20 protein-coding genes and 4 tRNA genes are annotated in these 23,121 nt (G+C 58.9%); 15 read left to right on the forward strand and 9 right to left on the reverse strand.

Annotated elements, in window-relative coordinates; genetic code table 11:
- Positions 1-83: 83 nt before the first annotated feature.
- The 3 genes from QP400_RS03610 to QP400_RS03620 form a co-directional block, all read right to left on the reverse strand.
- Positions 84-156 (reverse strand) — tRNA-Phe (locus tag QP400_RS03610).
- A gap of 38 nt (positions 157-194) precedes the next feature.
- Positions 195-268 (reverse strand) — tRNA-Asp (locus tag QP400_RS03615).
- Between the two features lie 48 nt (positions 269-316).
- A tRNA-Glu gene (locus QP400_RS03620) sits at positions 317-389 on the reverse strand.
- A 204-nt stretch (positions 390-593) separates the two neighbouring features.
- Here QP400_RS03620 and QP400_RS03625 point away from each other — a divergent pair.
- The 4 genes from QP400_RS03625 to QP400_RS03640 all read left to right on the forward strand — a co-directional run bounded on the left by QP400_RS03625 (position 594) and on the right by QP400_RS03640 (position 4,321).
- Positions 594-2,639 carry a mechanosensitive ion channel family protein gene (locus QP400_RS03625; protein ID WP_285462535.1) on the forward strand — a complete coding sequence of 682 codons (2,046 nt, stop codon included), beginning with the start codon at positions 594-596 and terminating at the stop codon, positions 2,637-2,639.
- The gene (gene msrB, locus QP400_RS03630; protein ID WP_004807185.1) at positions 2,639-3,040 is read left to right on the forward strand and encodes a peptide-methionine (R)-S-oxide reductase MsrB; all 402 of its coding nucleotides are present in this window, start codon (positions 2,639-2,641) and stop codon (positions 3,038-3,040) included. The genes QP400_RS03625 and msrB overlap by 1 nt, the downstream gene beginning before the upstream one ends.
- Before the next feature lie 3 nt (positions 3,041-3,043).
- Positions 3,044-3,901, forward strand: coding sequence for an endonuclease/exonuclease/phosphatase family protein (locus QP400_RS03635; protein WP_004807187.1), 858 nt, complete (start codon positions 3,044-3,046; stop codon positions 3,899-3,901).
- A gap of 153 nt (positions 3,902-4,054) precedes the next feature.
- The gene (locus tag QP400_RS03640; RefSeq protein ID WP_004807188.1) at positions 4,055-4,321 is read left to right on the forward strand and encodes a GlsB/YeaQ/YmgE family stress response membrane protein; all 267 of its coding nucleotides are present in this window, start codon (positions 4,055-4,057) and stop codon (positions 4,319-4,321) included.
- 196 nt (positions 4,322-4,517) lie between these two features.
- Here the strand turns inward: QP400_RS03640 and QP400_RS03645 are convergent, their stop codons facing one another.
- Positions 4,518-5,834 carry a hypothetical protein gene (locus tag QP400_RS03645; protein ID WP_141740543.1) on the reverse strand — a complete coding sequence of 439 codons (1,317 nt, stop codon included), beginning with the start codon at positions 5,832-5,834 and terminating at the stop codon, positions 4,518-4,520.
- A 108-nt stretch (positions 5,835-5,942) separates the two neighbouring features.
- On the opposite strand from QP400_RS03645, the gene QP400_RS03650 reads away from it, so the two are divergent.
- A complete protein-coding gene (locus QP400_RS03650; protein WP_004807191.1) occupies positions 5,943-6,398 on the forward strand; it encodes a hypothetical protein in 456 nt (151 codons plus the stop codon).
- 112 nt (positions 6,399-6,510) lie between these two features.
- On the opposite strand, the gene QP400_RS03655 is transcribed toward QP400_RS03650, so the two are convergent.
- From QP400_RS03655 to QP400_RS03665, 3 genes are all read right to left on the reverse strand, one after another.
- The gene (locus QP400_RS03655) at positions 6,511-7,839 is read right to left on the reverse strand and encodes an MFS transporter (protein WP_004807193.1); all 1,329 of its coding nucleotides are present in this window, start codon (positions 7,837-7,839) and stop codon (positions 6,511-6,513) included.
- Positions 7,840-7,914: 75 nt separating this feature from the next.
- Positions 7,915-8,649, reverse strand: a complete 735-nt coding sequence (locus QP400_RS03660) for a glycerophosphoryl diester phosphodiesterase (protein WP_004807195.1) — start codon at positions 8,647-8,649, stop codon at positions 7,915-7,917.
- A 426-nt stretch (positions 8,650-9,075) separates the two neighbouring features.
- A tRNA-Lys gene (locus QP400_RS03665) sits at positions 9,076-9,151 on the reverse strand.
- A gap of 247 nt (positions 9,152-9,398) precedes the next feature.
- Here QP400_RS03665 and QP400_RS03670 point away from each other — a divergent pair.
- The 7 genes from QP400_RS03670 (at position 9,399) to pstB (ending at position 18,119) form a co-directional block, all read left to right on the forward strand.
- Positions 9,399-10,067, forward strand: coding sequence for a hypothetical protein (locus QP400_RS03670; RefSeq protein WP_004807199.1), 669 nt, complete (start codon positions 9,399-9,401; stop codon positions 10,065-10,067).
- A 9-nt stretch (positions 10,068-10,076) separates the two neighbouring features.
- On the forward strand, positions 10,077-12,572 hold the full coding sequence (locus tag QP400_RS03675; protein ID WP_004807201.1) for an RNA degradosome polyphosphate kinase: 2,496 nt from the start codon (positions 10,077-10,079) through the stop codon (positions 12,570-12,572).
- 85 nt (positions 12,573-12,657) lie between these two features.
- Positions 12,658-13,956, forward strand: a complete 1,299-nt coding sequence (locus QP400_RS03680) for an NUDIX hydrolase (RefSeq protein WP_004807202.1) — start codon at positions 12,658-12,660, stop codon at positions 13,954-13,956.
- Positions 13,957-14,145: 189 nt separating this feature from the next.
- Entirely contained in the window at positions 14,146-15,261 is a 1,116-nt protein-coding gene (gene pstS, locus QP400_RS03685; RefSeq protein WP_004807204.1) for a phosphate ABC transporter substrate-binding protein PstS, read from the forward strand.
- A gap of 74 nt (positions 15,262-15,335) precedes the next feature.
- Positions 15,336-16,292: a phosphate ABC transporter permease subunit PstC gene (gene pstC, locus QP400_RS03690; protein ID WP_004807206.1), complete on the forward strand. Its 957-nt coding sequence runs from the start codon at positions 15,336-15,338 to the stop codon at positions 16,290-16,292.
- 9 nt (positions 16,293-16,301) lie between these two features.
- The gene (gene pstA, locus QP400_RS03695; RefSeq protein WP_004807208.1) at positions 16,302-17,318 is read left to right on the forward strand and encodes a phosphate ABC transporter permease PstA; all 1,017 of its coding nucleotides are present in this window, start codon (positions 16,302-16,304) and stop codon (positions 17,316-17,318) included.
- Positions 17,319-17,339: 21 nt separating this feature from the next.
- Positions 17,340-18,119 (forward strand): phosphate ABC transporter ATP-binding protein PstB, encoded by a 780-nt coding sequence (pstB, locus tag QP400_RS03700; RefSeq protein WP_004807210.1) that lies wholly within the window; start codon positions 17,340-17,342, stop codon positions 18,117-18,119.
- A gap of 80 nt (positions 18,120-18,199) precedes the next feature.
- Here the strand turns inward: pstB and QP400_RS03705 are convergent, their stop codons facing one another.
- Positions 18,200-19,246 carry an inorganic phosphate transporter gene (locus QP400_RS03705; protein ID WP_004807212.1) on the reverse strand — a complete coding sequence of 349 codons (1,047 nt, stop codon included), beginning with the start codon at positions 19,244-19,246 and terminating at the stop codon, positions 18,200-18,202.
- A gap of 3 nt (positions 19,247-19,249) precedes the next feature.
- Positions 19,250-19,882: a DUF47 domain-containing protein gene (locus tag QP400_RS03710; protein WP_004807214.1), complete on the reverse strand. Its 633-nt coding sequence runs from the start codon at positions 19,880-19,882 to the stop codon at positions 19,250-19,252.
- A gap of 568 nt (positions 19,883-20,450) precedes the next feature.
- Here QP400_RS03710 and QP400_RS03715 point away from each other — a divergent pair.
- The 3 genes from QP400_RS03715 to ygfZ are packed head-to-tail and all read left to right on the forward strand — an operon-like array spanning position 20,451 to position 23,066.
- Complete coding sequence (locus QP400_RS03715) at positions 20,451-21,305, forward strand: hypothetical protein (RefSeq protein ID WP_004807216.1); 855 nt, start codon at positions 20,451-20,453, stop codon at positions 21,303-21,305.
- Positions 21,306-21,322: 17 nt separating this feature from the next.
- Complete coding sequence (locus tag QP400_RS03720) at positions 21,323-21,880, forward strand: heme-binding beta-barrel domain-containing protein (protein ID WP_004807217.1); 558 nt, start codon at positions 21,323-21,325, stop codon at positions 21,878-21,880.
- Positions 21,870-23,066, forward strand: a complete 1,197-nt coding sequence (gene ygfZ / locus QP400_RS03725; RefSeq protein ID WP_004807219.1) for a CAF17-like 4Fe-4S cluster assembly/insertion protein YgfZ — start codon at positions 21,870-21,872, stop codon at positions 23,064-23,066. Before QP400_RS03720 ends, ygfZ begins: the two co-directional genes overlap by 11 nt.
- Positions 23,067-23,121: the final 55 nt, after the last annotated feature.

Here is a 23,121-nt window from a genome sequence, read left to right on the forward strand (position 1 = left end):
GGTTACGCGCCGCGGCCCCAAAGGCTGGGCGTGAGCGCGTGCATAAAAAAGAGGCCGCAACTGAAGTTGCGACCTCTGGGCTGTGGCTCCGACCGGCGTCGATCCGGTGACCTTTCGATTTTCAGTCGAACGCTCTACCAACTGAGCTACAGAGCCTTTCTTAGACAAAAACCCGGGAAACCCGGGTCTGTCAGCGACCCTGACGGGACTTGAACCCGCGACCTCCGCCGTGACAGGGCGGCGCGCTAACCAACTGCGCTACAGGGCCATGGTAGGCAATGCCTAATATATTCAGTTGTGTCGCCCTTGGCGACCGTACCCCCAACGGGATTTGAACCCGTGTCGCCGCCGTGAAAGGGCGGTGTCCTAGGCCGCTAGACGATGGGGGCCTATTTATTTGGCTCCCGAGCGTTTCGGCTTTCGCCGTCTCCCTCGGACTCGATAAAGCTTACTGGAAAACCTTTGCGAACACAAAATTGTTTTGGCGTGAGCCTGGTCACCGTCCAGTTTTAATTTAAACGGCGGCCAAGATTACACGTCTTTAATTGGGATTCATCAGGCCTAATTGTGTCCACTCGACTAGCCTGGAATACATGATCTGCTCTGTGGTCGCCCGCGCTTTTGCGGGCGCTAACTCCGTGTTTCACCAGGCGCAATGGGTGTTGCTGCCAGCAGCTGATTCGCCCTCGCCATCGCCTAGTCCGTCTGAATCGGGCTCGCTACCGTCCACCGAGGACATATCTAAAACGGTCGACAAGGCCACCCAGGGCACGGTCGACATTTTGAATCTTTTAATGTGGGCGGCCATTGGGGCGGGCATCGGGATTGCGCTGATATTCCTTTTGCACTTGATTATTGGTGTGGTGGCTCATAGGCAGCGTTTTGTGCGGCTGGTAAAGAACCGGATTATCGTTCCCGCCTATTTCACCTGTGCGGTGTTCGGCGCCCACCTTGGGCTGTCCTATGCCTTCGACCCGTCGGATTCAGCCGCCTCGTGGGTGCCCGCCGCAAAGCACGCCGTACTTCTGTTGGGCTATGCGGGCATCGGCTGGTTGGCGTTCGCGGCAGCCGGGGTGATCGAGGACGTAACTGCCAGGCAAAAGGAGCGGCACGATCGCAAGGCCCGCCGCATCGAGACACAAGCCCAGGTGCTCCGGCGCGTATTACAGGCAGTAATAATCGTGCTGACCATTATCGGAATGGCACTCACCTATCCTGCTGCGAGGGCGGCGATGGCTTCAGTCCTTGCCTCCGCCGGCATTGCTTCGTTGATTGCCGGTCTTGCTGCTCAGTCCACTTTGGCGAATATGTTCGCCGGGTTGCAGGTGGCGTTTGCGGATGCGATTCGCGTGGGCGATGTGGTCATGATTAAGGGGCTGGATGGCGCTGAATTGCAGGGAACTATTGAGGAGATAACTCTTACCTATGTGGTAGTTCTGCTGTGGGATGACCGCCGCATGATCGTGCCTTCCACCTCGTTCACCCAGCAGCCGTTCCAGAACCTGACTCGCCAAACCCCACAACTGCTCGGTGCTGTGGAGCTGTCTCTGGACTGGTCTGCCCCCGTTTCGCAGATTCGCGCCGAGGCCGACCGCCTACTTTCGTCTTCAGACCTGTGGGACGGCCGCTCTGCCTCCGTGCAAGTGTCTGCTTCGAATGAACGGTACATGACCGTGCGCATTGTGGTCAGCGCTGAAAACTCTGGAAAGCTCTGGGATTTGCGCTGCTACCTGCGCGAACGCCTCTACGCCTGGCTGGTGTCCAATGCCCCCTACGCGCTGCCGCGGCACCGGTGGGTGCAACAGGTGGTCCAGCAGATCAACCAGGACGTTTCTGAAGAACGCGTCGCCCACCTGGCGCAGGAGCTAGCCCAAATTTCCCGCACGGATGCGGATACGGCCTCGGACATGCAAATAGACAAACTGGATACGGCCGAAGCGATCAAGCAGGTGCTGGCGCGGGGAGAGGGGCGCGCTAAGCAACCCGGGCAGAAGAACCAAAAGAACCAGAAGGGGCAGAGAGGCCAAAAGAAGAACCAGCGAAATGACAAGGCTGCCTCGTCGATTCACGAAGCCCGCTTGCAGGCGGCGAAAAAGAAGGCCCGGCGCCAGATCAAGCGGCGGTCGTTGCGCTCGCGCGGGATCGCCATGCCTCGCACCGGTCAGGAAACTTCGATCCTGCCCACCCAGCCGCTTGCACCCAAGGATGCCGCCGCCGTTGCGGTAGCTGTAGCGAAGCAGGCTAGCGAGCACCCCGGGAGCAAACGTCGCGGCAAGAAGCGGAATGCGCCCTCGGCGGAAACCACCCCAGATGTGGCGCAAACTCAGGTGCTCGCTACCGTCTTGGAGCAGCAAGAACGCGATGCCCAAACCGTCGCGCCGGAAATGGAAACCACCATGTCGGATCGCATGTTCTCGGGCAGTCCCGAGGCTGAAGAGCGCGGCCAACAGCTGTTCTCTGGGCCCCACAATGAAGAGGTAGAGGGCACTGCCCAGCAAGAGGACTCACCTGCGCAACAGAAGGGTGAGGCCGGTACCGTTAAAGCAGAGGCTGCCCCGCCCGCGAATAAAACAATCGACGTGACGGATGCGGGCACTTCAGAAACGAAGCTAATGCCAAAAATTCAGGAGGACGAATAATGGCCGAGGACTTTTCGAAGCTGACCGAAGCTGACTGGCGCACCCGGCTGACTCCCATGGAATACCACGTGCTGCGCGAGGCCGGCACGGAACGTCCGGGCACTGGGGAGCTGCTAAGCGAGGATCGGGAAGGAGTCTACACCTGCCGCGCCTGTGGGGCGGAACTGTTCCGCTCGGATACCAAGTTTGAATCGGGCTGCGGCTGGCCTTCCTTCTACGACCCGCAGAAGGCGGCGGTGAACATCTCTACGGATACCTCCCATGGCATGGTTCGCCAGGAAGTGCGCTGCGCCCAGTGCAATTCGCACCTTGGGCACGTGTTCCCGGATGCTCCGCAGACCCCTACTGGGGAGCGCTACTGCATGAATTCGGTGGCCCTTTCCTTCGCTCCTAAAGGCTAGTAAATGCCTGCAACCGTGCGTGTCATCAGCGCCAATATTGCTCACGACGCCGATGTGGCGCATGATCTTGCCCAGGCAAAGCCCGACATCTTGTGTATGCAGGAGGTCGACGTGCGGCAGTGGCGCTCTGGTTTTCGCGACCAGGGCGCCCTCATCTGTGAGGAAGCGGGGCTGAAGCATTGGCGCTTCCTGCCGTTTTTCCGCGGGCAGGCATTGTTCTTGCGGCTGCCGGTGCGGCGAGCCTTGGCGGGGCGGCGGCCTAGGCTAGGCGGCTTTGGCGTGGTGGTGGCTTCGCGGTACCCGGTTGCCGTGTGGCGCACCTTGAAACTGGGGGCGGCTCCCATTCGTCGCATCGGCCGCGCTAAGGGCGCAGGCCTCTTTGGCAGTTCCACCTCGGTTGACTTTGGGCAGAATCGGGCACTGCTGGCGGCGGACGTCCTGACGCCGGGTGGGCCGTTGCGCGTGGGAAGCACCCACCTAGAAATTCATGGCGTCACGGCCCGCTCGCAACTGGCGCACGCATGGAAACAAATGGTGGGGGGCACTTACTGTTCTCCTGTCGAGGGCGAAGTCCCACCCCCGCACGTATCTTCCACGCTGCTAGTGGGGGATATGAATCTGGGGACTGCTCCGGTGTTAGAAGCCACCGGGGTTAGCGAACAGATGCACGTGGGCATGCCTACGTTCCCGGCGGTGGCACCCAAATCGATTATCGACCATGCGGTAGCGGCCGGGAAGATCCGTTTTGAGGACTCGTATGTGATCGAGCAGAAGGGCTCCGACCATAGGGCTTTAGTCATGGAAGTGGTTGTGGGCGACTGGAAGTCGGATGCATCATTGCGTAAAAGTGGCAAACTTTGACAAACGAGTCGTTGTATGTGAAAAATTCCTAATAATTTTTCGCTCCAAACTAACATTTAGCTAACAGTGTCCTGCAGGGCTGGCATACAGGGCTAAATAGTGAAACTATAGGGGCAAGGCGTAAATGCGCACCCCTATAGTAAGGAAAGAAAAATGGGCGAGATCATCGGTACCATTATTTTTGGCGCGATCATTGGCGCACTGGCCCGTCTGTTCATGAAGGGCAGCCAGCCGCTAAGCATTCTATGGACCATCATTCTGGGCGTCGTCGGCGTTGTCGTTGGCAACCTGATCCTAGGCATCTTCAAATACCCGACTGACACCCCCGGCATTGACTGGTGGCGTTGGGTCGTCTGCACTATCTGTGCAGTAGTTGCTATTTCTATTTACTTGGCAGCCACTGGCCGCAAGAGCAAATAGTTTCAAATAGTATTTGAACTGAAGAATCCCGCACTTTAGGTGCGGGATTTTTTTGTATCCATTTTCTTTTTTGCAACCTATTGTGACCGGTTGATACACACTTAAATACGCGGGTGATTCGCATCTGTAGGAGCCGCCTTAGTAAAAGGTAGAGGTGTGGACGCGCCAGGGGTGAGGGTAGGGATAAAGTCCCGGGCTACCGGCCCAGCCGTTCTCGCATTTTCCGTGCGAGGACGCGCAGGCGTTTGCCGCCCTCGGAAAATATTGAATCGGGCACCTGGCCAACCCAGGCGTCGCGGCCAGCCCCTAGCCGACCGGCCACCCACGCCGCGTGCAGGCGCATATTCGCATTGGGCAGCAGCGAATTGAGCTGCGAATCCGGGTTTCCCCAAAGCCCACACGGCGCCTTCACGCCCTGCCAGGGGGCCGGTTCGTCAGAAGAATGCATTTCGAAAATCAGCCACGAAGCCGCAAGGCGCGCTGCTACGGAGGGGGCTACCGGGTAAACACCCACCGCGGGGGCGCCCACGATAGTGCTGATTAGCTTGTCAGAGTTCATTACCGACTCGGTGGCCGCCAACGGCAGAATAGGCGTTATCGTGCTAACGCCCTGGCCGGTAAGGGTACTAGCCCGCCACCGGCCAATCCGCTTCGCCGCTAAATAGTTCGGCCCCTGTAGTGGCACGATGGCATCCACCAGATGCCCCTTTGAATAGTAAACGTCAGTGGGAGTGCCGCTAAAGCACACCGTAGTGTCGGGGCGAGCCTGGCATACCATGCGCTCCACCAGGTCAGCCGCAATTGCCGCGTGCACATGGGCGCGCGAGGGCGCATATAGCGCATCCACCAAAATCACCGGCTTAGAAATGCCGCAAATGTAACCGGCCAACTGCCTGGGATTCTTCACCACATCGCATATCCGCCCCGAAGGAATCACCAGTTTGCCAGGCGCATCCTGGCAAGCCTGCAACAGTGCCTTACGCCGCTTCGAATCTGCCCGCACAATCGCGTGTACCGTAGCGCCCGCGTGCGCCAGGGCCACCGTGGGTGCAAGCTGCGCGGCCCCCGCCAACACCACCACTTCGTAGCCGGCCAGATTCCACCACTGCGGATGCAAGCTAACAATCGACAAAGCAGCCTGGGCGCGCTTGTTCAACAGCGAATGCCCAATCGGCAGCGAAAGCCGTGGAACCGGGCACGTGGCAGCCTGATCGGCTTTGCCCACCTGCGAAACAGGCACCTCAGTTGCAATGGGCTTAGCTTCGGCAAGGTTAGTCCCATCCGGTAACTGGGCGTTAGCGTAGATGAAATCCAACGCTGCCTTGGCCATGGTGGGGGAGTCTTCGCCCTCGAGCGCAGTTAGGTTATGGAAGGAGGTGGGATAGTTCTGTCGCCAATCACGGTCGCCAACTTCTGTCACCTTTGGGGAACCTGTGGCTCTGGCAGCGGCGTTCATTGCGCCCTGGATCAGGCGAGTTGCACTGCTAGCACCATCCAATGTCCACTTCGACAAGAGCGCCCCTCTATTCATTGCGATTGCGTCAACGCCCCTATCCTACGCGCCCGTAGGTTAGAGGGGAAAATATTTGCCATTACTGCCCTTCCAACGCATGATTTAAACATGAGAAAGTCTTCATGTCTGCTGGCAGCAGCGCTAACGCTGCTCCTTGGCGCCAGCGCGTGTGCCAGCACTCCCAAGCCTGGTCCCGCGTCCGCTCCCACCTACACCAATAACAACAAGGTCGTTGATGATAGGGCGCAGTACGCGGATGCCCCCGAAAAGTCTTCGGCCAAGGTCTATTCCTACAACGAGGGCGAACACGAGGTCTCTGGCAACCTGTACTTCAACGGCATCGCCTACTTCATGTGTGACGAGATGGTGCAGGGCCCGCCGCTCACCTGTTCCTACCCCAGGGTCATGGTGCACGGGCTGGAAAATACTCACGATTCCATCATCGGATTCAAGCAGATCCCCACGGGCAAACTGGCGCGCCGCTCAATGAAGGTGCGGATTGATTCGGTGGATCGGCACAATAAAATTTCGCACACGCGCTTCCTGCAGTGGACTGATAAGTAACCGACCGGGAGGCCGCTTGTCTGCACCGGTAGATGTAATAGAGGGGCGGACAGGAAACCTGTCCGCCCCTTACTAGCAGGGCCCACCAGCTAGCCCCGCCAGTCGGCTAGGCCTAAGCCTGAGCCGTTTCCTTGGTGTCGGCATTCTGATCTTCAACCTTGTCAATCTTCTTGTTGATGAAAGCAAGGATGAAAGCGCAGACTGCGCCGACAATGGCAACAACCAAGGTAATCCAGAAGATCTGCTGGTAGCCAACATAGGGGTTAGCCTTGTGGGCCTCTACCAGTTTGCCAGCCAGCGGGTTCGCCCAGAAGATGGATGCGTAAACTAGGAACGAGCCCACTGCCATTGCCGAGCCGTTGATCTCTTCAGGAAGCTGCAGTTCGGCGATAGGTGCCAAGATCACTGCCTTGCCCATGAACACGCCGAATGCGACAACCATTAGTAGGACTACTGCAGGCCAGACCATATTCTGCTGGGAAGGAAGGAGACGGATGATCGCGGTAGCTGCCGCGGTAACCGTGAGGGCGGCGCCCATCATCATGGTCGAGGACTTGAATACGTAGTCCGCGACGATCCCAGCAACTAGTCCGCCGAAGACGCCGATCAGGCCCGTGTTCAAAATGCCGAACACGCCCGCGGTTGCGTCGGAAGCGTGGAATACCAGTTGCAGGTAAGGAGCCGACGAGTAGATCAGGTTGACGTAGCACCAGTACAGGCACAGACCGGCAACGCCTGCCAGCCACACGCGCGGGCGAAGCAGCACTTTCAGTAGGCCAACGGCCGCAGCGGCGTTCTTGCCCATGTCTTCAGATTCGGCAATGGCGTTCTTCGGTACAAACTTCAAGATCGCCAGGATTAGCGGAACTAGCAGCAGCGAGTAGCCGATGCCGAAGCCGATCATGATCTTGTTGGCTGCTGCCGGGAAGACGGCGATAATGCCGATGATGACGATGTTCATCAGGAACTCTGCGGCGCGGCGGATGGTTTCTAGTAGCCCCATTGCCAGGCCGCGCCCCTTTGTGTCCGCGTCCTTGGAAACAAAGGTGACGCCGTTGACCACCGCTGGCCAGCCGATCGCGTCCCAAACGCCCCAAGAGATCGCGATCGCAACCATGATCTTGAAGCTTAGGTTGGGGATCATGTAGAGCATCAGGAAGGTGACCAGACGCCAGGAGCACCACCAGATCAGAATGGAGCGGATGGTGAAGCGGTTGTTGACCCAGCCACCGGGCACGTACAGGAACATTGCGATTCCCAGCCAGCCCATTAGAACGCCAAAATCGTCAACACCGATTCCTAGCGCGTGGGTTAGTGGCAACATCAATGAGCCTTTGAAGGCTTCGAAGGTCGAGTAGACCAGCTGCCCGGCCATAACCACGGTCAGGAAGGAGCCGACCCTGCCCTTGCGCAGGAAGATAGGGATTTTTTTCGAATTCATCGTAAGTCCTTTTACTTAGCGCGCAATTCCATTTGCGTGCGATACAAGGGGCTTAGTTAGCCCAGACTAGGCCTCTTAGTAGCGGTCTGTCAGTTGGTGGGAAATGTCGGTAAATACGCCGGTGGCTCCCCAGTGGAATAGCTGGTTGATGCGGGCTGGATCGTTTACGGTCCACACGTTCACGCCGACGCCGAAGTCGCGGAACTCCTGGATGCGTTCCTTGGTTAGACCCGCGTCCTCGGGGTGAACGTATTCTGCCCCCAACATTTCGAGGACGGAACGCCAGTCGTCGTACAGGGCGCAGGTTTCCCACAGCGCACCAATTACGGTTTCGGGAGCGATCTGCTTGATCTTGTAAAGCAGTAGGAACGAGAAGGAGGAGACAATGATCTGCGATTTTTCAACGCGGGCTAGTTCTTCGGCAACCTTCTTCACTAGGAGCTCGCTGCGCTCCTTGCCCTCTTCGTTAGCTTTCAATTCGATGTTGGCGTTCATGCCGGTCTCGTTTAGGAAATCCACCAGCTCGTGCAGGGTGGGCAGGTGTTCGCCCTTGAAGTCCTTGCTGAACCAGCTGCCGGCATCGACCTTTGCTACTTCTTCGTCAGTCAGATCGTAGAAACGCCCGGTGTGGTCGGTGGTGCGATCCAAGGTGGTGTCGTGGCAGATAATAGGAGTGCCATCTTTGTCGATGTCAACGTCGGTTTCAATCCATTTCGCGCCGTGCTCGAAAGCCGCGCGGAAGGCTGCCATGGTGTTTTCTGGGGCTAGTCGGTTTGCGCCTCTATGAGCAAATATTGTCTTTTCAATCATTGAAAAACCTTCGTCATTGAACCTAGCGAATATGGTTCCCACCGGTGGTGGAAAGAGCCCGCTGCGACTAGGTTTGTCGCAGCAGTGCAACACAAAAATAGTATGTTTTGGGTATTTTGGCCCGCAATGAAAATGAACGTTTTTTCATCTTCGTTGGGCGGGTGTGACAAAGGTGCAATGCCTGGAAAATGAGTACAGCAATGGCGGCGGCTACTGTTTTACGTGACTGTGGCCTACGAAACTTTTTATTTCGGCACAAAAATATTGTCAATACATTCGCCCGTGACTGTGGCGTAGATTACCGGAAAGGTAACTCCCTGCGCTTTTGTATATTTTCCCTGTTGGGACCGTAGTTCTAGGGCTGCGAGTGTGTTTTTCGTGGCAAGGCCAAAGCGAAAATAAAAACCCCGGCTGCTGCCGGGGTGATGGTGGGCCCACAGGGAATCGAACCCTGAACCCACGGATTAAAAGTCCGTTGCTCTGCCAATTGAGCTATAGGCCCGCGCTTGCGCGCCCCATAATCGTAGCAGCACCCGGGCGGAACGGGGAAATTTATCGCCGAGATATTGCTCTCTATTGCACTGGTGGCGCCTGGGCGCCTTCGGCGGATGCGCGAGGATGGGGTGGTGCCAGCGCAAATGTTTCCCACTGGCGCAATTGGGATGGCCCATAGCCGCTGAAGGGGAGGGCTTATTCAACTAAAATTTACTTTATTAGTTCACAATGAGTCTGATATTAGGAGGAGTGCCATGTCTGCCCGTTTTCGTCGGCCGGCGATGCTTGAACCCGAAGATGCCGAAAACATTGTGGGGGATGCTGACCCGGCGCTGCGTTCCGACATTGCGCACACTACCGCGCAACTGTTGCTGGGCACCTTTGACGGTCATTTTGACAAGCCTATGACGCTGGGCGATGCCATATCCACCCCCGAGGTGCTGGTTCCCAGGCTGCGGCAGATAGCCGGATCAGGCAATGTTGATCTGGTGGCCGAACTGTGGTCGGGCCAGCCCGCCTCTACGCTGCCTGGCGCCCTCTGGCGGCTGTACTTGCTGCGCGAATGGGCAAGGCGGGACAGAGAAACCACCCAGCAGCGCTATAACGAGGGGTTGGCCGCGCCGCAGCGGGCGCACGGCGTGAAGAACCCGCCTCCGTTCGATCAGGCTTTCGGGGCGATCAACCAGGTGCTGGCGGGGGCTCCTGACGAGGTCGAAGAACCGCTCCATTGGGTAGGCGAACGCCTGGCGGTGGCCGCACAGGTAATGCACATTTTGGCCGCCGGTGCTGCGGGCCCGGATTGGATTACGTCTGATAAGGACGAGTTGGCAGACCAGGTGACTCGGAGGGCTTCGGCTCTGACCAAGACCGCTGATGATTTTGAGGCCGCAGCAACCGCCGCGGCAAACCACAACCTTAACTAAGGGGTAAATATGAGGAACGCTTTCGGTATGGAAATTCCCGAGACTAATAACCAGGACTCACTTTCCCATCCTGCCGCCCAGGCCGGAGGTGTCCCCGCTGAAGAGCCGCAGGAACGGGAAGGAAGCCCCGCCCAGGAAGTAGCGGCAGAGGCCGAGGCGGATGAGGCCGCTGCCAAGCCGGATGCCGTAAACGAATCAGGCTTTGAATCGGCCGAATCGAAAGACTTCACCGCCGATCCTTCCCAGTTCCCCGGCCACGAACACGAAGATTCCGAATTCGAGGACGAGCCCGAAGAAAGCGAGCAGGCAGAGCCCACCCCGCTCACTCCCGCTCCCATCCCGCCGGCCGAGGAGGTTCCGGAGCCACCCAAGACTCCCGCTAGGGAAGTGAATTTGCCCGAGGGCCGCTTTGGCGATCGCGAACTATCGTGGATGGACTTCAACCTGCGCGTAATGGAACAGGCCGAAGACACTCGCCTGCCCCTGCTAGAGCGCGCCTGGTTCACCACCATCGTCACCTCGAACCTGGATGAGTTCTACATGGTGCGCGTAGCCGGGCTAAAGCGTCGCATCGCCGCCGGCATCGCCCGCCCATCTGCCTCCGGCCTCAGCCCGCGGCAGGTACTGACGGGCATTACCGACCGGGCACAGAAGCTAACCCGCCGCCAAGCCGACTTTGTGCAGGAAACCTTATTGCCCGCCCTCGACAGGGAAGGGCTACACCTGTGCAAGTATGAAGACCTAGACCAGGAAATGCGCCATCAGCTGCACCGCTACTTCCGCAAGCGGATTTTCCCGGTGCTCACCCCGTTGGCAGTGGATCCGTCTCACCCATTTCCCTATATCTCAGGTCTGTCCCTGAACCTGGCGGTTGTGCTGCGCAACCCCGTTTCCGGCAAGCAGCACTTTGCCCGCGTGAAGGTGCCTGAGGGGCTACCGCGTATTGTTTCGGTTGACCAGGTAGTAGATGGCATTCGGCCCGAAGAGGCATCGGATACGGCCGAGGGCGCCACCTTCGTCACTATTGAAGACGTTATTGGTCACCACCTGGATCACCTGTTCCCCGGAATGGAAGTGTTGGAATACCACACCTTCCGGGTCACTCGTAACGAGGACCTGGAGGTTGAAGAGGACGACGCCGAGAACCTGCTGCAGGCTATGGAGACGGAGCTGTTGAAGCGCCGTTTCGGGCCGGCGGTGCGATTGGAAGTGTCGGAAGGTATTAGCGATTTCGTGCTGAACTTCCTGGTGGTAAAACTCGAGATCTCGATGGCAGACGTATTCCGGTTGCCGGAGCCGCTGGATCTGACTTGCCTGAACATCCTGCACGACCTGGACATTCGCGATCTGCTGTACCCCCCATTTTTGCCGGTTACGGCCGCGGGTCTTGCCGAGGTCGAATCCGCCACTCCTACGGACATTTTCGAGTCGATCCGCAACGGCGACGTGCTGCTGCACCACCCCTACGATTCCTTCTCCACTTCGGTGCAACAATTTGTTACCCAGGCGGCTAAAGATCCGAGGGTGCTGGCGATCAAGCAGACGTTGTATCGCACCTCGGGCGATTCGCCGATCGTGCAGGCACTTATCGACGCTGCCCAGGCTGGCAAGCAGGTGCTGGCGATTGTCGAGATTAAGGCCCGCTTCGATGAGGAGGCCAACATTGGGTGGGCCCGCAAACTAGAACGCGCCGGGGTGCATGTGGTCTACGGCATGGTGGGGTTGAAGACTCACTGCAAGCTGTCGATGGTGGTGCGCCAGGAATCTGACGGTTTGCGCCGCTACTGCCATGTGGGCACCGGTAACTACCACCCCAAGACGGCGCGCGGGTACGAGGACCTGGGGTTGCTGACTTGCGACCGCGACGTAGCCCAGGATCTGACCCGCCTGTTCAATCAGCTGTCCGGGTTTGCGCCGCTGACCACCTTCCACCGCCTGCTGGTGGCGCCTCGTTCCATTCGGCCGGGCCTACTGGAGCGCATCAACCGCGAAATAGAGAACAAGCGTGCGGGCAAGCCGGCTTGGATTCGCTTCAAGATGAACTCGCTGGTAGATGAAGCGATCATTGATGCCCTCTACCACGCTTCCCAGGAGGGCATCCCGGTAGATATTGTGGTGCGCGGTATTTGCGCATTGCGTGCCCCGATCGAGGGCGTCTCTGACAATATCCGCGTCCGCTCCATTCTGGGGCGGTATCTGGAACACTCGCGCGTGTATTCCTTCTGCAACGGTGGAGACACCGAAGTGTGGATCGGCTCGGCTGACCTGATGCACCGTAACCTGGACAGGCGCGTCGAAGAACTAATCCGCATCACTGATCCTGACATGATCGAACATTTGGCAGGCTTGGTAGAGCTGGAGGCTTCCGAGAAGGTTTCCAGCTGGCACCTGCAGGCGGATGGGACTTGGAAGCGGCACATCGAAGACAAAGAAGGCCAGCCGCTGCTGGATATTCAGACGTATTTGATGGAGCAGGCTAACAAGCGTGTCAAGGGGCGTAAGTAGACGTTTCGGCATTCACCGGCAAGGGCGGGTAGGGTTAACAACTAGAATTAGCTATCCGGCATGCCGGTAATGAAAGGATGGTCCAATGTCAAGGCCCCGCCCTCGGCCGCCTGTTTCCCGTATTGTGCGTTCAGGTGGAGCTATTGTGTGGCGGTTGCGCCAAGGTGGCAGGACAATCCCGGGAACGCAGATTCCGCGCAGTGAGGCCGACATTGAGGTGCTGATCGTGCACCGGCCCCGCTACGACGATTGGTCGTGGCCGAAGGGCAAGATGGAACGCGGTGAACACATAGTGGCTACCGCTGTCCGCGAGGTCGAAGAGGAAACCGGCTTTGCGGTGCGCCTGGGCGTGCCGTTGCAGACACAGCGGTACCGGCTGGGCGTCGGGCACACCAAAGAGGTGCGCTACTGGCTGGGCCAGCTAGATGTCAGTGAGCCGGCAATGGTTGGCCGTCCGCTCGCCAAGCGTGCCCCCATCTCTGAAATCGATCAGACCAAGTGGGCGAAGCCTGCTAAAGCCCGCAAAATGCTTACCCGGCGAGGGGACCAGCGTCTACTCGACGAGGCGGTTGCGCACATTCGTAACCGCACCGCACAAACCCAGCCGCTGCTGATCATGCGCCACGCCAAGGCGGTAGGGCGCAAGAAGTGGGAGGGCGAAGAATCGGCCCGCCCGCTCGCTCGCAAGGGTGTCGGGCAAACCAAGAACCTGGTTCCGATCCTGTCCGCCTATGGCATCGGCCAGGTACTGACCTCGCCGTGGCGGCGCTGCTTCCAGACCGTGGCTCCTTTTGCCACCCTCACTGGCGCGCCTCTTACCGCGCTCGCGGATCTGACCGAGGCTGCCCATGCGGCAGACGGGACTGCCGTGCGCGAACTGGCCAAGAAGTGGCTGGCGGACGGGCAGGCCAGGGGCGTGTGCGTGCACCGGCCTACTTTGCCCGCCCTCGTCGGAGCCCTAGCCGGGATCACTCCGAACGCTATTACGCGGCAGTTGCCGCAGGAAGACCCGTATCTGCACACCGCGCAAATGCTGGTTGCCCACATCGCGCTCGTGCCTCTTGCCGAGGACGATCCGTTGCCCACGCCCGTGGCGCATCTGCTGTCTGACAGTGGGGAAGTGCCCGTCGCTTACGAGGGCGGCCCGGAACTGGAGCACGAGGCCAAGCCGAAGAAGAAGGGCCCGTCGCCCGCGCTGCTGGCGGGTAAGAAGGGAACTCCGGTAGCGCTCCCCACCAAGGGGTCGGCCCTGCGCACCACCAAGCCTGCGAAGAAGTCGAAGGCTCAGCCTGTCAAGGCAGTCTCGGCTCCCGCTGCGGTAGATCGGGAAGCGCAGCTGGAATGCCGACCGGTGGTAGTCGCCCTCGAACTGGTGCGCGCGTAAGGTAAGAAACCGAATCATTAGAGTGTTCTAACTCACCGCCGTTAGCGTATGTGCACGTCACAACTGTAAATCGAGTTTGTTCACCAACTGTTCACTTGGGTTGAACTTTATCTACACCTGACTTCCGTACCTTGTACATGTCAGGGCCTAGGCCCTCCCATTCGGTACGAAGAATAGGAAGTATCACAAGTGAATCAGAAGTTTTACAAGTTCCTGGGTGTGGCTGCAGCCGCTTCCTTCGCGGTCACCTCACTAGCTGCTTGCGGTTCCGACAACGCTACTGGCGAAAAGGCGGACGGCAATGACAAGACTTCGCAGCAGAGCGAATCCGTATCCGGTTCCCTGAAGGGTGCGGGCGCTTCCTCACAGGAGTCGGCAATGACCACCTGGACTCAGACCTTCATGGAAAACAACCCCGATGCCCAGATCACCTACGGTGCAGTTGGCTCGGGCGCTGGCATTGAACAGTTCATTGGCAAGCAGGTAGCGTGGGCCGGTTCCGACGCATACCTCGAGGGCGACGAAGTAAAGAAGGCCAAGGATCGCTGTGGCGCCGATGCTTTCGATCTGCCCACCTACATTTCCCCGGTAGCCGTCGTCTTCAACATCAAGGGCGTCAAGAAGCTGAACCTGGATCCTGACGTAGTTGCCAAGATCTTCAAGGGCGAAATCAAGAACTGGAACGATCCGGCCATTGCCAAGGCCAACCCGGATGCCAAGCTACCCGATCTGGCAATCACCCCGGTTCACCGTTCTGACAAGTCCGGTACTACCGAAAACTTCACCTCTTACCTTCACGAAGCCGCTGGGGACGTGTGGACTGACGAAGCCGACAAGACCTGGCCAATTGCTGGTGGCGAGACCGGTGACAAGACCTCTGGCCTGATCCAGGCAGTACAGTCCACCGAGGGCACCATCGGCTACGCCGACTTCTCTAAGGCAGGCGACGATCTGGGCATTGCTTCTTTGAAGTCCGGTGACGGTTACACTGCTCCGTCGCAGGAAACCGCTGCCAAGGCTGCGGACATCGCCGAGCCGGCCAAGGATCGCGCAGATGGCGACCTGGCCCTGGACGTGGTTCGCGTTCCTAAGGAAGAAGGCGCCTACCCGCTGATCATGATCTCTTACGAGATCGTCTGCTCCAAGTACGAAAAGGAAGAGGGCGACCTAGTAAAGGCCTTCATGGAGTATGTCTCCTCCAAGGAGGGCCAGAAGGCCGCTGCCGAGAGCGCAGGCTCTGCCCCGATTTCTGACGAGATGCGACAGAAGGTTCAGAAGAGCCTAGACAAGATCAAGATCGGCTAATTATGCAACGAGGCGTTCGGTAGTGGGAAACCGCTACCGAACGCTTTCGCATGAGAGTTGGAAGTAGGAAGTTCATGACGGTCAAGCGATCAGAAGCTAACTTGCTGACCGATTCCAAAGGAACGGGTAAAACGGGTAACGCTGTATTCCGCGCCATCGCCCTGCTGGCAGGTATCACCATTTTGGCCACATTGGCGTTGGTAGCAGTGTTCTTGCTGCTGCAAGCCAAGGATGCGATCTTGGCGCAGGGCAAAGTGTTTACCACCATGGGGTCGGCAAGTCACGTAAACATCTGGCAGTTCACGATGCCGCAGGTATTCGGTACGTTGCTAGGTTCTGGCATGGCAATGTTGATGGCTGTGCCGGTTGCAATCGGGATCGCCCTCTTCATCAGCCACTACGCGCCCAAGAAGCTGGCGCAAACCCTGGGGTACCTGGTGGATCTGCTGGCAGCTATCCCCTCGGTAATCTACGGCCTGTGGGGCGCCCTCTGGCTAGTGCCGAAGCTAGTGCCTTTGAATAAGTGGCTCAATGCCCACTTCGGTTGGTTCCCCCTATTTGGCGGGGTGGCCTCTCCGACCGGGCGCACCATCTCGTCGGCCGCCGTGATCCTAGCCGTCATGATTCTTCCCATTGTCACCTCGATTAGCCGCGAAATTTTCCTAAAGACCCCGGGGCTGCATGAAGAAGCAGCACTGGCCCTTGGTGCCACCAGGTGGGAAATGATTCGCCTGGCAGTGCTGCCGCACGGCCGCTCCGGCATCGTCTCAGCATCCATGCTGGGGCTCGGACGCGCGCTCGGCGAAACCATGGCAGTGCTAATGGTGCTGTCGGTTGGCGCCAGCTACTCGTTCCACATTCTTGAAGCGGGCAAGCACTCGACCATTGCGGCCAACATTGCGTTGCAACAGCCCGAATCTACCGGCCTCGCCCTGTCTGGCCTCTTCGCCACCGGTCTGGCCCTGTTCTTCATCACCATGATCGTCAACATGCTTGCGCGCTGGATTCTAGCCCGCACAGGCACAAAGTAGGGGGATCCAATGTCTGATACGTCAAGGGCCCGCAGCTCCTCGTCTGCGCTCGCCCCATCCTCGTCCTCGGATGCCCGCCCGCAGGCCCCGAAGAATAACCCGTTCGCGCCTGCTGATCCGGGTCTGAACCGACGCAGGGCAATCAAAGACAAGATCTCGACCGTAGTGGTTTCGATCTGCTTTATCCTGGCCATGATCCCACTGGTGTCCCTGCTGTGGATTACCGTCGCTCGGGGCGGGGCCAGATTACTCAGGGATTTCCCCTACTTCGTGGCAGTGTCCATGAAGGGTGTCTCGGGCGGCATGGATGCGGGCGGCATCTACCACGCCATCATTGGTACCCTGATCATCACCGCCCTGGCAACCCTCATATCGGCGCCAATTGGCCTATTCACCGCCGTGTACGTTACCGAATATGGCGGCAACAACAAGCTGGCTCGGGCAATCATGTTCTTCGTGGACGTCATGACCGGCGTCCCCTCGATCGTCGCCGGCCTGTTCGCCCTGTCAGCCTTCGCGCTGCTAGTAAAGCCCGGATACCAGGCAGGCATCGTAGGTGCGGTGGCACTGTCAGTACTCATGATCCCCACCGTGGTGCGCGGCTGTCAGGAAATGCTGCTGCTGGTACCGCAGGAATTACGAGAGGCGGCACTCGCCCTCGGCGTGCCCAAGTGGAGGGTAATCCTGAAGGTCGTACTGCGCACCGCAGCTGGCGGCATCACCACGTCGATCATGCTGGCAATCGCCCGCATCATTGGCGAAACAGCCCCGCTGCTGTTCACCGCGGGCCTGGTCAACTGGATTAACTTTGACCCGTTCAAGGGGCAGATGACCACGCTGCCGGTGTATGCCTACCGGCAGTACTCGCAGGGCCTAGTGCCCTGTAAAGGCGGTGGCACTTGCATCGCCGACATCAACTACCAGCGTGCTTGGGCCGCCGCCCTCGCGCTAATCATCCTAGTAATGGCCCTGAACATTATTGCGCGTGCAATTGCAACGGCCGTTGCCCCGAAGGGGCGCAACTAAGACCCCGAAAGGAAAATGGCAGTGTCTACTCGCATTGAAGTTCGCAACGAAAACATCTACTACGGCGATTTCCTAGCCGTCCGCGGCGTCAATATGGAAATTGAGCCGAACTCGATCACCGCGCTGATCGGCCCTTCCGGGTGCGGTAAATCTACTTTCCTTCGCACTCTAGATCGCATGCATGAAGCGATCCCCGGCGCCCACGTCGAGGGCGAAGTGCTAATTGAAGGCAAGAACATTTACGACAAGGACGTGGACCCGGTACAGGTGCGCCGCCTAGTAGGCATGGTGTTCCAGCGGGCAAATCCGTTCCCCACCATGTCCATCTACGAGAACGTGCTGGCGGGGGTGCGGCTAAACTCGCGTCGTCTAGCCAAGTCTGACGCAGACGCGCTGGTCGAAGAATCCCTGCGCAGCGCAAACCTGTGGGACGAGGTCAAGGACAGGCTGGACCGGCCCGGCTCTTCGCTCTCCGGCGGCCAGCAGCAGCGCCTGTGCATTGCCCGCACAGTGGCAGTGCGCCCGAAGGTAGTGCTGATGGACGAACCCTGTTCGGCACTAGACCCCATCTCGACGTTGGCGATCGAAGACCTGATGATCAAGTTGAAAGAGAACTACACGATCGTCATCGTCACCCACAACATGCAGCAAGCGGCGCGTGTCTCTGACCGCACCGGCTTCTTCAACCTGGAAGGTGCCGGCAAGCCCGGCGTGCTGGTAGAGATCGACAAGACCGACAAGATCTTCTCGAACCCCTCCAACAAGGCAACCGAAGACTACGTGTCCGGGCGCTTCGGCTAAAAAGAAGACAAAGAAAAGTGCACACAGCCAAAAAGCTGTGTGCACTTTTTGCGCCCGGACCGCGAGCGCAAACTTTTGGGTTAGGCCCCAATCAGCAGGTGTAGGGGCAGGTATAGCAGGCCTGCAACCAGTGCTGCGGCGGGCATGGTTAGTACCCACGCTACGGCGATGTTGCCGGCCATTCCCCAGCGCACTGCCGACAGGCGGCGGGTTGCGCCAACGCCCATAATGCCGGCGGTGATGGTGTGCGTGGTGGAAACGGGGGCGTGGAAGACATAGGCGGCAAGGTAGAGTACCGAGGCTGCAACCGTTTCGGCTACGAAGCCGTGCGCGGGGTCTAGCTCGATGACCTTGCGGCCGAGGGTGCGCATGATTCGCCAACCGCCAGAGTAAGTGCCGGCAGAAATTGCTAGTGCTGCGGCGAGCTTCACCCACAGAGGGATGGTTAGTTCGCCATTAGTGTCAATGCCGTGGTAGCCGCCGGCCATCAGTGCCATAACAATGACGCCCATTGTTTTCTGGGCGTCCTGGAGGCCGTGCCCTAGGGCCATTGCCCCGGCCGAAATGGTTTGGGCGATGCGGAAATGGCGCATTGTACGGTGATACTGCAGATTGGCGCACAGGGCCAGAACCAGTTTCATTACCAGGTAGGAAACTGCGAAGCCCAGCAGTGGCGAGGCGAACATGGGGATGACGACCTCTTCAACAATGCCGCTCCACTGCACCTGGGTGGCAGAGGCTAGACCTGCGCCCACCAGGCCGCCGATTAGGGCGTGCGAGGACGAGGAAGGCAGGCCGAACCACCAGGTGATCAGGTTCCAGGTAATTGCACCAATTAGGGCAGCCAGAATGATTACCAGCCCGTGTAGGCGCAGGCTCGGATCTGCCGCTTCAGAGTACTGGCTGATGTCGATAATGCCCTGACCAATGGTTTTGGCAACTTCGGTGCCTAAAAGCGCGCCCACGATATTCATGGACGCGGCCATGATTAGGGCAGCACGCGGCGTTAGTGCGCGGGTGGATACCGAGGTAGCGATCGCGTTGGCAGCGTCGTGAAAACCGTTGGTGAAGTCGAAACTTAGTGCCAGTACTACCACCAGGGCGACTAGGACTAGTGTGAGTTCCACGGCTTAGGACTCCTTGATCGCGATCGTTTCGATCGTGTTTGCCAAAGTCTCGAAGGAATCAATGCCTTCTTCCAAGGAATCGATGATGTCCTTCAGCTTAATAATATCGATCGGATCTAGATCAGAGTTGAACAGTTTGGCGAGTAGCTTGTTGTAGGCAACGTCGCCCTCGTTTTCCAGGCGGTTGATTTCTACCCAGTAGTCGCGCAAGTCGGAAAGGCCGTTCAGGCGGGGCATGGCGTCTGCAGTCAGTTCTGCGCATCGCTGCAGCACGTCTACCTGCACGGAAAGCTGCTTGGGGAAGGCGTCCACGTTGTAGGTGACGATCAGGCCGCCGCCCTCGTCCACCTGATCCACGCAATCGTCTAGGGCGTAGGCAAGCATCTGGATGTCATCCCGGTCTAGGGGAGTGACGAAAGTCTGGTTGAGTTTGCGGGAAATCTGGTGGGTGAGCTCGTCAGCGGCGTGCTCCACGTCGTGCAGCTTGTCGCGAAGAGGAGGGCGATCCTCGGGATTCGCGTGAATGATCTGTGCCAGCAGCTCAGTTGCGTCTTTCAGCCGCAACGCGGTCTGCGCCATTAGAGCAAAGAATGAATCGTCCGAAGACTTCGACCGTTTAAAAATGCGGTTGAACATGTCGGCCTAAACTCCATTTCGTTCGCGGTATTGCAATAAAAGCCTAGTTTGAATCTAAGGGGTTAAATCTCAAATAGTCCCATGAATGTTTTGAAGTGCTTTTGTGGTCGCGCAATTATCATCGGGTAAATAGCCGTTTACCTTGGGGTTAACAAATCAGGCGTCGCAACAATCTGTGACGAACCCCACTTTCATTTTTGTGTTTTTTGGGCCTGAATGCCCCGCTACCGTTTTCGGGGCGGGGCTATAGGTTCGCATGAGCATAGAAAAAGACGTCGGACCGAGATGCGCCTGTCGGCGCGAAGGCCGCTCGTAGCGGCTATAAGTGGAGCCCGGGGCAAAACGGTCCGACGCCACCTTTAGTGTAACGGTTGTCCGCCACCTATGCATACGCGCTGGTCCTAGCTGTTACGGAAAAGTTAGTTGAGCAAATCGAAGGCGCGAACAGGGAAGATACCTCGCCCTCGAAAAGAAAGAAAGGGCCGGGGAAAGTAAGGGCAGCGCCAGCGAAAGGCGCCGAGCGGGGAAGGAAAGCAAAAAATTGCAGAACTTATGAGACTATAGGCGCGTGAGAAAGCAGCAAAAGGCCAGAACGGCAGGAACTACCGAGACGTGGGGGAAAGTCCTTGCGAATCGGCCCGCCTTCTATCTGACCACCGCTTTCGCCGGGTTGGCGCTGATCGTCGGGGCGCTGTGCCCCTTCCCGGTCTTCGCCGCTATAGTCGGGGCAATGGTCGCCGGCTTCTGTATCCCCTGGGGGAGGGCGGCGCACGCCCCCGCCCCACTGGTCTCCTCCGCCGTGGCACTGATCGTGTCGCTCGTGACTCTGATTGTTTTGATGTTTACCGAAGATTTCTCTTCGGTGCCGGCGTGCTTTTCTTTTGCACTGCTAGCAACCTTTATCGGCGAGATTTCGCGCGGGATGGAACGCACCCACATGTCAATCTCGGTAGCCTGCTCGGCCACCGGCGCGGCAATCGCCACCGCGGGCGCCTCCTGGGTGGCATTGGGGGAAGACCCACTGTGGCAGCTGATGGCTCTGCCCGTTGGGCTAGTAATCATCGTGGCCTCGGTGGGTGGCTTCTTCCGCCGCGGGCTAAAACGACTGGGCGTATCCCTAGGAGCAGGGGTAGTGGTTGGCCTAATTGTGGCAGTGATAATCACCAATTCTTCTGCCCTGAACGCCACCACGAAAGTATTCCTGCCGTCGCTGCCAGCAACCTGGTCCAGCCCCTACCTGCTGTTTCCAATCTTTGGAGCCGTCCTGTCCGCCGGCGCATTCTTTGTGCAGGGCTTCGTTGCAGACTTCCGCGCCCTAGACAAAAAACCGGTTCCAGTCAGCGCCCTTATTGCTACCGGACTGATGATGCCGCTGGCAATGTCCATCCCGGCCTACGCCCTCGCTAGGCTAGCCGGCGCATAGATCGGTAAGGTGGGGGCATGTTCACTATTGATGCTGATTTGCCCCGCACCCTCTACCCGCTAGCCTGGCTAGTCGGATCGTGGCGCGGCTATGGTTCGCAGGTCGTTCCAGATGGGGATGACCACATGATCATCCAAGAAATCACGTTCACCGCTCAAGGCGAAGAATTGCTGCAAACCACCACCACTTACGCAGCCACGCCTAGGGAAGGCGATATTCCCGTCACCGCCACGGCGCGCGAGGGCGTAGGCGGCCTCGAAAAGGGCGAACAGCTTTGGCAAGAAGAAGCCAGGTGGAGGGTGCGGAACGTGGCGGACTCCGGTTCGGGTCCCGTGCAGGCCAGCATCGAAGTGTCGAGCAAGGGCCACCCCATGGCAAGCGGCACCTGGGATGGTATGGCTTCCGGCCCCCGAATCTCGATCAAACTGGCCTCCGACACGGCTGCCCCGGCAAAGGCGTCGCGCATGTTTGGGCTCGTAAACAGCGAATTGTTCTGGACGCAGGACGTGGCCCGCGGCGACCAGGGTGGCACGGACTTCTCGGGCCGTCTTGCGAAGGTTGAAAATGCAGATTGAGCCCGAATATGCACCTGCCAGCGCGCCCGCGCCCTCGGCGCTTGCCAAAGGGCGAGTATGCGGACAAGGCCCCGACCAGGCAGTAGCCGCCTACTACGGGGACCCGGTAGCAGAACAGTGGGCGTTGCAGGTAGGCGCCGGCCTTACCGACCTCTCCCACTTCGGTGTAGTGCGAGTAAGCGGCCCGGACAGGCTTACGCTGCTGACAACGCTGAGCACGCAGATAGTGACGGACATTGGTGAGCAGTCGCGGGAACTGTTGCTGCTGGATGCCAACGGGCACGTTGCTTTTTCGGCCGCAATTATTGATCGCCACGACGTGGCCTACCTGATAACTGACGCTGGCCGTGCCGAGCAGATGGCCGACTACATCTTGCGAATGCGCTTTATGTCCAGGCTCGAAGTCGAGGTCGCCACCGATCTGGCCCCTATGGGATTCACGCTGGGTGGGCCGCTGCAGAGGGCCCTAGCTGGCGAACTGGTGTGGGAAGACCCGTGGCCGGGAGTATGCGAAGGGGGAGCCTCTTACGGGCCCGCCCCTGAAGACGCGTTGCAGTTTGCGATCTGGCTCGCCCCTCGCGCCAGCCTAGAAGAGGCCGTAGCCGCCGTGCTGAAGAACGCCAACGATGGGTTCCCGCTGGAAACCGAACTGGGCTACGAGGTTGGCGAACCGACCCTTGCCGGTATCGCCGCGTGGGAAGCGATGCGGATTTTGGCCCACCGGCCTCGCTTTGGGCGCGAGGTAGACGCCCGCTGCCTGCCCCACGAGCTGGACTGGCTAAGAACAGCCGTACACTTGCACAAAGGCTGCTACTGCGGGCAAGAATCGGTGGCGCGCATTGTGAATCTAGGGCGCCCGCCGCGCCGCCTCGCCTTTGTCTCGCTCGATGGCTCTGCCGACGAGCTACCCCAGGTGGGTACCGAAATAAAGGTAGGGGACAAGAAGGTAGGAACCCTCACCTCTGTTGCCCGCCACTGCGAGGACGGACCCATTGGGCTGGCCCTAGTGAAACGGTCTGCCAAGAGCGGGCAGGTAGATGTGGGCGGAGTAGCCGGGCTACTAAGCGACATCGTGGACCCGGCCGGCAAAGCGGACGTGTCTCCGACCGAACGCCCAGGGGCAGGGCTGCGAGGCTCAACCGCGGGCCTGACCGGAGGCCAAAAGGCGGGCCTGGGGCTGGCCTAACCAAAACAATTGCGCGCGGGGTGCAGGTGCTGCCCCGCGCGGCAGTTAGTATCCG

This window comes from Winkia sp. UMB3158, from assembly GCF_030217145.1.
Taxonomy (GTDB): Bacteria; Actinomycetota; Actinomycetes; order Actinomycetales; family Actinomycetaceae; genus Winkia; species Winkia anitrata.

Excerpts from the sequence above, each read along its gene's own strand:
- QP400_RS03625 (WP_285462535.1), top strand. The coding sequence starts at position 594 with ATGATCTGCTCTGTGGTCGCCCGCGCTTTTGCGGGCGCTAACTCCGTG.
- msrB (WP_004807185.1), top strand. The coding sequence starts at position 2,639 with ATGGCCGAGGACTTTTCGAAGCTGACCGAAGCTGACTGGCGCACCCGG.
- QP400_RS03635 (WP_004807187.1), top strand. The coding sequence starts at position 3,044 with ATGCCTGCAACCGTGCGTGTCATCAGCGCCAATATTGCTCACGACGCC.
- QP400_RS03640 (WP_004807188.1), top strand. The coding sequence starts at position 4,055 with ATGGGCGAGATCATCGGTACCATTATTTTTGGCGCGATCATTGGCGCA.
- QP400_RS03650 (WP_004807191.1), top strand. The coding sequence starts at position 5,943 with ATGAGAAAGTCTTCATGTCTGCTGGCAGCAGCGCTAACGCTGCTCCTT.
- QP400_RS03655 (WP_004807193.1), bottom strand. The coding sequence starts at position 7,839 with ATGAATTCGAAAAAAATCCCTATCTTCCTGCGCAAGGGCAGGGTCGGC.
- QP400_RS03660 (WP_004807195.1), bottom strand. The coding sequence starts at position 8,649 with ATGATTGAAAAGACAATATTTGCTCATAGAGGCGCAAACCGACTAGCC.
- QP400_RS03670 (WP_004807199.1), top strand. The coding sequence starts at position 9,399 with ATGTCTGCCCGTTTTCGTCGGCCGGCGATGCTTGAACCCGAAGATGCC.
- QP400_RS03675 (WP_004807201.1), top strand. The coding sequence starts at position 10,077 with ATGAGGAACGCTTTCGGTATGGAAATTCCCGAGACTAATAACCAGGAC.
- QP400_RS03680 (WP_004807202.1), top strand. The coding sequence starts at position 12,658 with ATGTCAAGGCCCCGCCCTCGGCCGCCTGTTTCCCGTATTGTGCGTTCA.
- pstC (WP_004807206.1), top strand. The coding sequence starts at position 15,336 with ATGACGGTCAAGCGATCAGAAGCTAACTTGCTGACCGATTCCAAAGGA.
- pstA (WP_004807208.1), top strand. The coding sequence starts at position 16,302 with ATGTCTGATACGTCAAGGGCCCGCAGCTCCTCGTCTGCGCTCGCCCCA.
- QP400_RS03710 (WP_004807214.1), bottom strand. The coding sequence starts at position 19,882 with ATGTTCAACCGCATTTTTAAACGGTCGAAGTCTTCGGACGATTCATTC.
- QP400_RS03720 (WP_004807217.1), top strand. The coding sequence starts at position 21,323 with ATGTTCACTATTGATGCTGATTTGCCCCGCACCCTCTACCCGCTAGCC.
- ygfZ (WP_004807219.1), top strand. The coding sequence starts at position 21,870 with ATGCAGATTGAGCCCGAATATGCACCTGCCAGCGCGCCCGCGCCCTCG.